This is a genomic window from Psychrobacter sp. FME13 (assembly GCF_014861395.1).
Classification (GTDB): Bacteria; Pseudomonadota; Gammaproteobacteria; order Pseudomonadales; family Moraxellaceae; genus Psychrobacter.
On record NZ_RRYV01000106.1, the window covers coordinates 1 to 10,497 of the forward strand.

The 10,497-nt window shown below is 38.2% G+C and carries 10 protein-coding genes; 5 read left to right on the forward strand and 5 right to left on the reverse strand.

Going from position 1 to position 10,497, the window contains the following annotated elements:
* Window positions 1-79: 79 nt before the first annotated feature.
* On the forward strand, window positions 80-925 hold the full coding sequence (locus EI164_RS11505; RefSeq protein ID WP_192520101.1) for a hypothetical protein: 846 nt from the start codon (window positions 80-82) through the stop codon (window positions 923-925).
* Entirely contained in the window at window positions 879-2,270 is a 1,392-nt protein-coding gene (locus tag EI164_RS11510) for a GIY-YIG nuclease family protein (RefSeq protein WP_192520102.1), read from the forward strand. The genes EI164_RS11505 and EI164_RS11510 overlap by 47 nt, the downstream gene beginning before the upstream one ends.
* A gap of 176 nt (window positions 2,271-2,446) precedes the next feature.
* Here the strand turns inward: EI164_RS11510 and EI164_RS11515 are convergent, their stop codons facing one another.
* The 5 genes from EI164_RS11515 to EI164_RS11535 form a co-directional block, all read right to left on the reverse strand.
* The gene (locus EI164_RS11515; protein ID WP_192520103.1) at window positions 2,447-2,998 is read right to left on the reverse strand and encodes a hypothetical protein; all 552 of its coding nucleotides are present in this window, start codon (window positions 2,996-2,998) and stop codon (window positions 2,447-2,449) included.
* A 287-nt stretch (window positions 2,999-3,285) separates the two neighbouring features.
* Entirely contained in the window at window positions 3,286-5,253 is a 1,968-nt protein-coding gene (locus EI164_RS11520) for a peptidoglycan-binding domain-containing protein (protein ID WP_192520104.1), read from the reverse strand.
* 138 nt (window positions 5,254-5,391) lie between these two features.
* Window positions 5,392-6,557, reverse strand: a protein-coding gene (locus EI164_RS11525) for an IS3 family transposase (RefSeq protein ID WP_192520105.1) whose coding sequence is annotated in 2 segments (ribosomal slippage) — window positions 5,392-6,299 and window positions 6,299-6,557 — 1,167 coding nt in all. Because the reading frame shifts where the segments join, the coding sequence is not laid out codon by codon here.
* 52 nt (window positions 6,558-6,609) lie between these two features.
* Window positions 6,610-7,071: a GTPase-associated system all-helical protein GASH gene (locus tag EI164_RS17070; protein ID WP_413038460.1), complete on the reverse strand. Its 462-nt coding sequence runs from the start codon at window positions 7,069-7,071 to the stop codon at window positions 6,610-6,612.
* 148 nt (window positions 7,072-7,219) lie between these two features.
* A complete protein-coding gene (locus EI164_RS11535; RefSeq protein WP_192520106.1) occupies window positions 7,220-7,528 on the reverse strand; it encodes a hypothetical protein in 309 nt (102 codons plus the stop codon).
* 453 nt (window positions 7,529-7,981) lie between these two features.
* Between EI164_RS11535 and EI164_RS11540 the strand changes: the two genes are divergently transcribed.
* The 3 genes from EI164_RS11540 to EI164_RS11550 all read left to right on the forward strand — a co-directional run bounded on the left by EI164_RS11540 (window position 7,982) and on the right by EI164_RS11550 (window position 10,480).
* On the forward strand, window positions 7,982-8,140 hold the full coding sequence (locus EI164_RS11540; RefSeq protein ID WP_192520107.1) for a hypothetical protein: 159 nt from the start codon (window positions 7,982-7,984) through the stop codon (window positions 8,138-8,140).
* A gap of 537 nt (window positions 8,141-8,677) precedes the next feature.
* The gene (locus EI164_RS11545; protein WP_192520108.1) at window positions 8,678-9,097 is read left to right on the forward strand and encodes a DUF3293 domain-containing protein; all 420 of its coding nucleotides are present in this window, start codon (window positions 8,678-8,680) and stop codon (window positions 9,095-9,097) included.
* A 111-nt stretch (window positions 9,098-9,208) separates the two neighbouring features.
* Complete coding sequence (locus EI164_RS11550) at window positions 9,209-10,480, forward strand: hypothetical protein (protein ID WP_192520109.1); 1,272 nt, start codon at window positions 9,209-9,211, stop codon at window positions 10,478-10,480.
* Window positions 10,481-10,497: the final 17 nt, after the last annotated feature.

The following is a 10,497-nucleotide window of genomic DNA, read 5'->3' on the forward strand; positions in this document are numbered from 1 at the left end:
TTCTTTGGGTTAGTATAGCCTCTTAGCAGTTGTCCAATTTAATTATGCCACTACACTAGACATATTAAGCACGTTAGACTTGCCGGCAGGTACCATTATCATTGATGACACCGTCAACCCTCCCTCTGATCGAGTGATGAATATACTTAACCAAGACCGTGAAGAGATATTAGCTCAATTATGCCAGAACGCAGATAGCATCAAAAAGTATATTGCCGCCGAAACCAATAACGTCGAGACCGAAGCCGTATCAGATACCGTCATCCCAAGTATTATTCGTAGTAAATACCCGACATTAGATGCCAATGAAGTACGGCAAGTACAAGAAGGCGTCATGCAATATATGGCCATTAACCGCCAAGGTGGCGTGGTTGAAGGTAAGGATATCCCTGAAGATGCGATCATCGAAAATGAGCGCTGTTTCATTAAGCAAGGCACGGAGTATGTAGATATCGCTACTCTAAATGCTGAACGAAAAAGTCAGCTCAATGAAAACGACATTATTAAAGAGCGCCACCTGCCAGCTGACGCAAAAATATATAACCCTAAAACCAAATCAAGTAGCAGCAATGATTCAAATCCTAGCAACGGCTTTGTGAAGGTTGGCAGTAAGTTTGTCAATGTGAACAACCTTCCCATCGATCTTATCAAATCAGTCAATCCCTTTCATGATGCCTATGAAGTCCTTTCTAGGACAGTCGACAAAGAAGTACTACAAACCATCAATGACGTCGTGCATGCCAGCCGTTCTACCGTCACTGAGGCAGAAGCGGTCCTGATGTGGCCAAAGATAGTTGCGTTTATCAAGAATAAAGGTCGTCAGCCTAATAGAAACTCAGAAGATGCTATCGAGCGGCGTATGACTGAAGTTATCTCCTATGTCAGAAACCAAAAAGCCAAGCGAGAAGCCAATAGTCATGATTAAACTCGATGAGATCTATCAAAGTCGTGAGTACAAAACACTAGACGATATTTTTTTAAATGACAGTACTGGTTTATTAGACGATATAAAGCCTGTCACCAAAAGCTCGGCGAATAACAGCGTTTTAGCGCAGCAGTTTGACACTATCAACCTTTTTATCGATCAACAGGGGCGCGTGCCTAGTAGCAGTGCTAGCGATATTAATGAAAAGATAAATGCTCGCCTCTTAGCTACCATACAAACCAACCACGCAAACTCGCAAGAATTGCTAGCTTTAGATAAGCATGGTTTATTGGCTACGCAAAGTACTACTTCTACCCTATCTGACGACAAACCGACTCTCTCAGATATAAGCGTGAGTAATAAAGATGATGGTTCTGAAAAGGCAGTCAGCGCTAGCACTAAAGAAGCTGAGCCGGTAACCGTGGCTGTTAGCGAGCCACCTGTTATTAACAGTCTAGATGATATTTTCAACAGTGATGACCTAGGGATTTTTGACAACATTCATTCTGAAATATTAGTCAGTGATAGTCAGCTCAATTCTCGCAATACTTATGATCAATACGATGATGAAGAAATAGCAACTCGCTTTGAATGTAAGGACTTTTATAAGTTTGAGGCAACCTTTGAGCGTATATCTCACGCCATTCAAACGGGGGCTTTTACTAAAACTAACTTTTCATCAGTGAAAGATATCAACATTGGCAGCGTCTTCGTCTTAAACGGGATTTTGTGTTATGTAGCGGATATATACCAAGCAGAGAATCGAAAGAATGAGCGTAACCAGCAACGACTTCGTCTGGTATTTGCTAATGGTACTGAATCTAATATGCTCATCCGCTCATTGGCTACCGCTCAATATAAATATGAAAACAGCTATCAGCTACTCATTACTGATCCCGACTGGATGGATGATGAATTGGCCAAAAACTTTGGAGACGATCGGCAACTTACTGGTGTCATTTATGTTGCTAAGCTGACTGATACGCCAAACAACTTAGCGCACTATAAACACCTGCATAAAGTTGGTTTCTCAACACTTACAGGAGAGGCGCGTACTAAGCACTCGATTAGAGATACTGCCTTCTTGCAACAGCCCGTAGATATCATTGCTGAGTGGCAGGTATATGATGCTAATGCTCGTAGTGTGGAAGGTGTACTGCATGCCTTCTTCTATGATCAAAGAGTCAAAGTATCCTTAAAAGCAGCAAACGATAATCTCTACAAGGCAACAGAGTGGTTCAACGTTCCCCTTGATGAGATTGAGAAAGCCATTAATCTGGTTATCGCCGGGGACATTAAAAACTATCGAATGGATGGTGCGGCTGGCAAGGTGGTTTTGAAGTAATGAGCGTTTTTAGAATTAACTTACATCTATAACTCAAAATTGTTAGATGTGATTTCCTATAACATTGCGGGTCTGCAAATCGCATTTATAGATGTACTGATTACTTACCAAAATGTGAAAATGCTATATCACTAGTTCATCTGAGCCTTTCCATACAAGGATTTCACTACAAATGGCTAATAATAAGATTTCTCAGGTGGCTTTGTTAAGCTCGGGGTATCTTCTATTGCTGTCTTAGATTGTTGGTATTCGAAACTTGTTTTGGTGATATTAGCAAAGCTGCAATAGCTATCAATCATCAGGCTGTTAATACCCATTAATTTACAGATAATATATTTTGGAGCCATCTGCTTGAGTGCTTTAAACAGCTGAGGGTGATGGATATCTTTCGAAAATACCAACTTGACAACCTCAGCCCATGCCAGCATCTGAATATCTTGGATGCTTTCTGGTGTAATTAAGCATGGGTACTTATCTGAGCTACTTGATATCAATATGTTATCGACCCTAGCAAAATCGTTAACAAAATACAGTGTGCTGCCATTTCCCGCTATCAACCTTAGAGGTGGTCGATAGAATTTGTCTAAACCGAAAATGTCTATTTCAGTATTTCTGGATCTAAACCGTTGCCATAGAGTGAGTGCATCCTCAGCGTGAGGATGGATAATAAACTTAGCTTTACTCAAATCAATAAGTTTCTGGCTTGGCTTTAAATTAATTTTTTTCATATTATTTTATATATAGTGAATTTTATTCATGCTATATAAAATATACCTAGGTGTCAATATCACAGATTTTACAGCTGCTAGACTTGCGAATTTAACCACTATTATGTTGACTACAGTTTTATCGCACCCACAAAAAAACGCGGAATCCATTGATACACTGGGTTCCGCGTTTTAATATTTACTGTCATCTTATCTAGGTGACATGATTAAACTCAGGGTTTGATTATTATCGGAGTTTGTATGTTGCTTACTAGAAGTATCTAAGAGTAGGGATTAAAACCCTAGCGTTATTCAAATTGTTTAAATGCTTCAATAATTTCGTTCAAATTTGCATCATCATTAATAGGTATTGACTGGCTCTGCAAGAGCTCTACAGATTTTGACTGAGTTGTTTTACCATAAATACCATCAATTTCTACTTCCGGATAGGTTTGATGTAGCAATTGCTGTATAGCAACAACTTTTTCACCTTCTGATGAATACTCATCATTGATAGAATCGATAAGTGACTGTCTAAACTCCCGCTCTTCAATTATCTTAGTCATAGGGTTTTGATTTCTTAAATACTGACAAGCCCCGGGATAGTAATGAACAGGCTTTAACAGAGCCAAACATTTTTCATCAAACTGTGTTTTCTGCTCATCTGTCAGCAAGTTATTATAAGCCCAAGTAAATGGTTGATAATTTAATTTTGGTACGATTTGATAACCAGCAGAAACACCGTAGATACTACCAATAATCCAGACGATACCTAAGCCCTTGAGGCACTTCTTAAAAACCTCTTTATGCCGCAAATTTTGACGGTACTCCTCAGGTACGTTATGACTTTTGAAACCGACTATAAATGCACTAATAATAACAATGGGTATGGTAAAAATAGTAAAAAATATAAATAATCCAAACAATGAATATAAAATATAGATAGGGAATTCTAACCAGTGAAACCCATAATTAAATATAAAATTTTCAAAAGCCGACTCTGTCCAGAATAGAACAAAAATTACCGATAATACACCCCAAATGGCCCACGTTAAGCCATGATATGGTGGCGAAACCTTATCTAAAATTGCGGTAACAGCATCAGAAAAAGTCCGACTGGCTTCTGAACTAATATAACCTTGGCATGCATTAGTAATAATGTGACTGACATCCATGTCATCTTTCGTACGCTCATTAGCAATGGTCTTAAGAGCACTACTTAAAACTGGTTGGTCGATAAAATGATTAAAAAACTTAACCGCTGATTGTTTACGAACCTTTCCTTGCTGTTCCTTAATTTCTAATAGTTCAGCTATCTCTTCTTTAAAGAGCTGGTCAAAAATAGGAGGACGTATGAATGGATATATAGGTATGCCTAAACCTGCGACTGTATAATATTCGGAGCGAAGATCTGTAATTATCTCGGTAGTATAACTATTACCATAATACATAAATTGCTCAATATTATAGTCTGGACTACTTTTTTTATAATGCGTAAATTCTACTCTTGAGAATGTAAACTCATGTCCCTTATCGGCTAATAGTTGCACAATTTGATCAGCATGTAGATCACCCGTTATCTTATAATAGGATTTTGGATTAGCGACTACGTCTGTACTACGGTATAAAGTAAAAAAACATAGTCCACCACATGTAGGACAGGTTACCCTCCCCGAGCCTCCACACCCCCCACAAGTTACCCTGCCAGTGCCAAAACACCCACCACAGTTCACCCATCTAGAGCGGGAAATATTTTGTTTTGAATAACTATCATAAACAGTATAAAACTCTTGTTTTCTACCCCCACCACCACAGCTATAGCAAATGTTCCAACCAACACCCCCACAGCCTCCACAATTCACCCTACCATATGCGTTACAGTGCCCACAGTCATAGCTATAAGAGTGCGTGCCTAAACTTGTAATAGTCGTTTTTGACTTAGAGATAAGGAGTCCATCAACTCCTTGATTACTTAAATTGGTCAGAAAGTTTTGTCTTAGTGATGTATCATTACATGCTGTTTTGAGGTTATTCTGATGGTGGTTTTTGAATTTACTAAGGTTGTAGCCATAGTGGCTATTACTAGGGTTCCCACCCGCAATCTCTTGGTCACTCCAACTCGCATAAAACTCCCATTTAACAGTAATAAGCAAATCGAATGGCTCAACCGTAGATGACACTAGATTAAGTTCATCACCTTTAACTTGATTTCCATCAATAACATCTCGTACTTTTGACAATAGATCAAATGGTAGTATTTTAGAGGCATATTCCATGATTTATCCTTCCTAGTATGCAGAGGCAAGTATGAATCAGTCATTATCTTAACAATTTATGACTAACTCCCCACTCTACCCTTCTTAAACTGTGACCCATGCTGTCAAATCCGTAGAACCAAACTTGGGAGATTTTAATTACGCAGCCTGACGATAGTAGTCAAACCACACCTGTCTTGGCGCTCGATAGCCCAAGCCCTTTTGAATCCTAGTCTGATTATAATACAGCTCAATATACCCAATGATATCGCTAGTGGCTGCAAACCTCGTTTTATAATCTTGATGATATACTAGTTCATTCTTCAAGACGCCCCAGAAGCTTTCTATAGGTGCGTTGTCATAGCAATTACCTTTGCCGCTCATTGAGCCTGTAAACTTATGCTGCTCGATAATCTTATGGTACGCATGGCTACAATATTGGCTACCTCTATCTGAATGAACAATCAGTCCTTGAGTAGGTCGTTTGTTCTTGATTGCCATATTGAGTGCACGGCATACTAAATCAGCGGTCATGCGCTTATTGATAGCGTAGCCGACAAGCTCTTTGGTGTATAAATCTTTCACTCCAGCTAAATATAACCAGCCCTCAGCAGTCCAGATATAGGTAATGTCGCTGACCCATGCTTCGTTAGGACGCTTAGCGTCAAACCTCTGATCTAAAACATTGTCATAGACCAGCTTGTTGTGGTTTGAGTCAGTAGTGACTTTAAAGCGCTTATGACGACGGCATTTGATGCCGTGTTCCTCTTTGATGCTTCTTACCATATACAGGCTAATGTTGTGGCCTTGTTTGCTTAGATGAGCATGCAATCGATCTACGCCATAACGTTCTTTCATTTCACTGTGAGCGGCTTTAACTAGTAGCTCGCACTGATTGCGGTGTACCTGCTGTTCGCTGATGTCACGACTTAGCCAATCGTAGTAGCTTGAGGGCTTAACGCTTAATACACGGCACATAGTAGTGGTGCTAAATATCTGACGATTGTCTTTGATAAAAGCGTACTTTACGGGCTGTTTTTCGCGAAGTACGCGGTCGCCTTTTTTAGAATCTCGCGCTCCTCTTCAGCCACTTTGAGCTGACGCTTGAGCTGCTTTATTTCTTGAAGAGCACTCATAAGGTCAGGATCATATTGCTCTGTGCCAACAAGCTTGCCTTGATTGGCTTTGTTATGCCAGTTTGATAGCGTTTGCATAGCAATACCTAACTGCTTTGCAGTAGCTGAGATATTGCCATTATTATCTGCTACCTTCTTGACAGCTTCAGCTTTAAATTCGTTACTGTAGGTTCTTAATTTCTTGGTCATGGTAAACTCCTATAATTGTGCTTAGTTTACCAAGTTTAGTTGTACGGTTTCTTCAGCATAGCTCAATCGGTGCAGCGCCCACATAACGCCCTGGAGTGAGTACATAATCATTGGCTTTAATCTCATCCAGTGTCGCTGACTTACAGAAGCCTGCGTCGTCTTCATACGCCTCATAGCCGCCAGCGTGCTGCTTTCTCGATAGCTGGGATAGCGCTTCTAGAATCACTGCCCGTACGTAGGTGGTGGATGTATCATTAGTAGCTGTCACACCATTCTTAAAAGTAGGCCACTTTTTAATAATAATCTTTTCCACTTGTTGCACTACCGGATCGTTGCCTTTTACCTTTGGGTCGAGCGCAACTAGGGTATACGGAATGATATCCGATTTTACTTTTTTCCTTGTTAGGTTTTTTTCAAGTTCTTTTACCGCCTTCTTCAGGTTTTCAATGTTTTCCGTAACATCAGTTTTGATATGCTGTTCGTTAAGATAGGTTTGAAGTATTGACTCAGTCATTCAAATTGTCCTTTTTTCTTGTTCAATAAATAGAACATCAAAGATTACTATATATTTTAACCGCTTACTTTGTCCCATTTTAGTGGTTTATAACACCCCAAGTATGAAGTTTAATCTTCCCGAGTGAATTTGTTAATATTGCGGTTTGTTAAGTCAAGCAGCCTAATATTTTTATTACGAATAGAATAACCAAACCAATTCCTACAAAACTTGTAACCCTAAAGGTAAATCTGAATACAGCTCCATAAGTTAATATTTTGCTAAAATAATTTCGATTCTTATTTTCTTCAATTAAGTTTGCATTCTCATTTATGAATATACCAATGGCGCTGTCTGAATTATTTTCTAGTGTTTCTAATATTGACTCTGACTGCTTAATTAAAAATGAAGTTCTCTGGTCTAGCTTCCAAAAAACAATAGATACTAAAACAACGAATATACTTAAAAATGTACCCATGTACAGAAGATCATTGGACGCTTGAAGAGTTGCTCCAATACCCGCACCCAAACCCGCTATAAAAAATAATTAAATAAAGTTGTTCTTTGGCTAGAATGCAATTCAAAATACTTCCATGCGTGCTCAAAAGCTTGCTCAGAACTTATCCTATTGGTCATAGATATCTCTACTTTATAGTTCTTGATTTAATCATAAAACAGGCTAATTACTTATCTACAGTGTGATTTTACTCTAAGCTATGTCTTATAGACTCCTTCAATATGTATGTATGCTAATCTAAATAAGGTTAGCCCTGTTTAAAGCAGCTCTATTTTAACAAAATATGACAATAAGTTCTCAAGTAAAGCTCACCGTTTATTAGTAATTTATCTAAGCACTATCCTAATATTTTTTGTTGGTATAATAAAAAATATATTTAAATAAATTATTCTAAATCAATAATTTAAGATTAATATGTGGTTTATACTGGGCCCAGCACACATTGCAAAAAACAAAAACCCTTACAGTAATTACAGTATGCTTTATTATGTGGCGGATATCTATCATGCGGAGCAGCGCGAAAATGAGCGTAACCAGCAGCGACTACGCTTAATATTTGCTAACGGTATTTAGTCCAATATGCTTATTCGCTCTTTAGCTACTGCTCAATATAAATATGAAAACAGCTACCAGCTAATTATTACTGATCTTGACTGGATGAATGATGAGCTCGCCAAAAAACTTGGAGACGAGCGACAACCTATATAAGGTGATAGAGTGGTTCAAAGTTCCCTTTGATGAAATAGAAAAAGTCATTAATCTGGTTATCACTGGGGACATTTAAAACTATCGCATGAATGGTGCGGCTGGCAAGGTGGTTATAAGATAGTAAGCTTTTGCAAACGAAATTCATATCTATATTTTAAAATAGTTAGATGTGATTACCTATAATATTGCGGGTTTGCAAATCGCATTTATAGAAATACTTATTATCAGCCAAAACTTGAATATGCTATAGCGATATTTCATCTAAGCTAGGATTGATAAGGCCTACACTATAAATTATGAATAATAAGATTTGTCAGGTGGCTTTGTGAAAGTCGGGGTTTGAAGTGACAATCGCTTTATATTTTCATTCACCCCTTAAACCATTACTTTATCGAGCTAATTATGTTAGACCCTTCCCTTTTACAAGCTTATCATCAAACAAATTATCACTTTGGTGACACCTTACTTAATATTGGTAAGCCGTCTCCAAAAGCTGCTGCTCTATTACAGGAATTTGATCCTGCTGGCGGATTGTTTATTACAGCTTGGAACCCATTGGGAAAAGAGCTTACGCTTGAAGACAACCAGAAAGCCAGTCAAAATTTAAAAGCAGAGTTGCTGATACGAGGCCTGAATGTAATTGATGGTTATGGTGTAAGTAAGGACGGTAAGTGGCGAGAAGACAGCTTCTTTACTTATCCGATAGATGAAGAAACCAGCCTCAAATTGTGTTGTGACTTCAGCCAAAATGCCGTGGTCTATGTCAGCTCTGATGGACTGCCTGAATTGCTAATAAACCCTAATTTTTATTTGAATAAATAATAGCTATCAAGAGAAAGCCTGAATGGTTAAATAGGCTAATCCGGTGTGCTGCATCCTTAATTAAGAATCTTAATTTTCACTATAAGCTACTAAATGTTAACGGAATTATCAATGGAAACAATAACAGTCACAGAAGGCGACTACGAATCCCCAGCCTTTGTTACCAAAGATGAATGGAAACAAATACTGTCTAATAAAGACATAATTAAGCGCAGCTATATAGATGCCTTAATAGCTTTTTATTTAGAACCTGGTCATAAATCTACCTGCAAAGCTCTTGGTGATAAGTACAATCTACATCACAATATTTTCAATGTCGCTATCACTCAATTCGGTAAGCAGGTTCAAAAACAACTGAATAGATTCCAAATCGTCAGTAATGACGGTAGTCAAATCTATTGGCGAATTGCCATGACAGGCAGATATGACTCAAGCAATTTATTTGAGTGGAAAATGCGAGATGAGCTGGTAGAGGCGATGAAAGATTTAAACTTTGTGGACAACAACTATAAAGATATGAAGATGACATTGAATCAAAACGAACAATATGATTTTACTTGGATACCAGCCTTCAAAGCAATTTCGGATTGGCTAGTTGACTTTGAAGACAAGCAAGAAGATTTAGTCGACATTCTCATAGAGATTGGAGTAAACAATGGCCTTCAGGATCAATTAATAAAAAATGAGAAAAGTAAAGTTAAGGTCATGGACCCCTTCTCATTCTTTTCATTAATAATGAAATATGGTGAAGCTCGAAGCCTTCGAACTCTTACCAAGTTACTTACTAAGCTAGAATTACAAAATCTTATACCAACTGATTTAAATGGTTTGCCTAGATCAAACCCACAGAAGGTATGGATGTTTCCATACGGTTATATAAGAAAGCCTGAGTATATCCCTATGCTTTGGAAGATATTTCACCAAGCACGTGATCATAATGTTGATGGGGATTTATTCGACTCTGCTATGCAGATTCCTGGTACCGCTTTTACCAAACTTACCCAAAATTTATTTTACATAGACCCATCAAATTACTTACCTGTTGATAGTCAAACTCGTCCTTGGCTCACGTCTAAAAACATTGATGCTCCTAAAGATGGTTGGCATAATTATCAAGAAACCATGGATAAATTAGCCTCGAAAACCGATCAGACTTTCTATGAGATTTCGTATGAAGCATGGCTATTAAATAAAAATAAAGCTAAAGCTAAAACCTCTAATACTGTTTCATCCAAAAGTACTGAATATGAGATCGATGACGATTATATACCACAGCTACTAAACCGAATCTTATACGGCCCTCCTGGTACAGGTAAAACCTATAAAACAACAGAACTTGCTGTAGTGAACCGCCCCGAGATTGTCGGAGACTCAACTTTCTGAGAGAATACGACAATGAA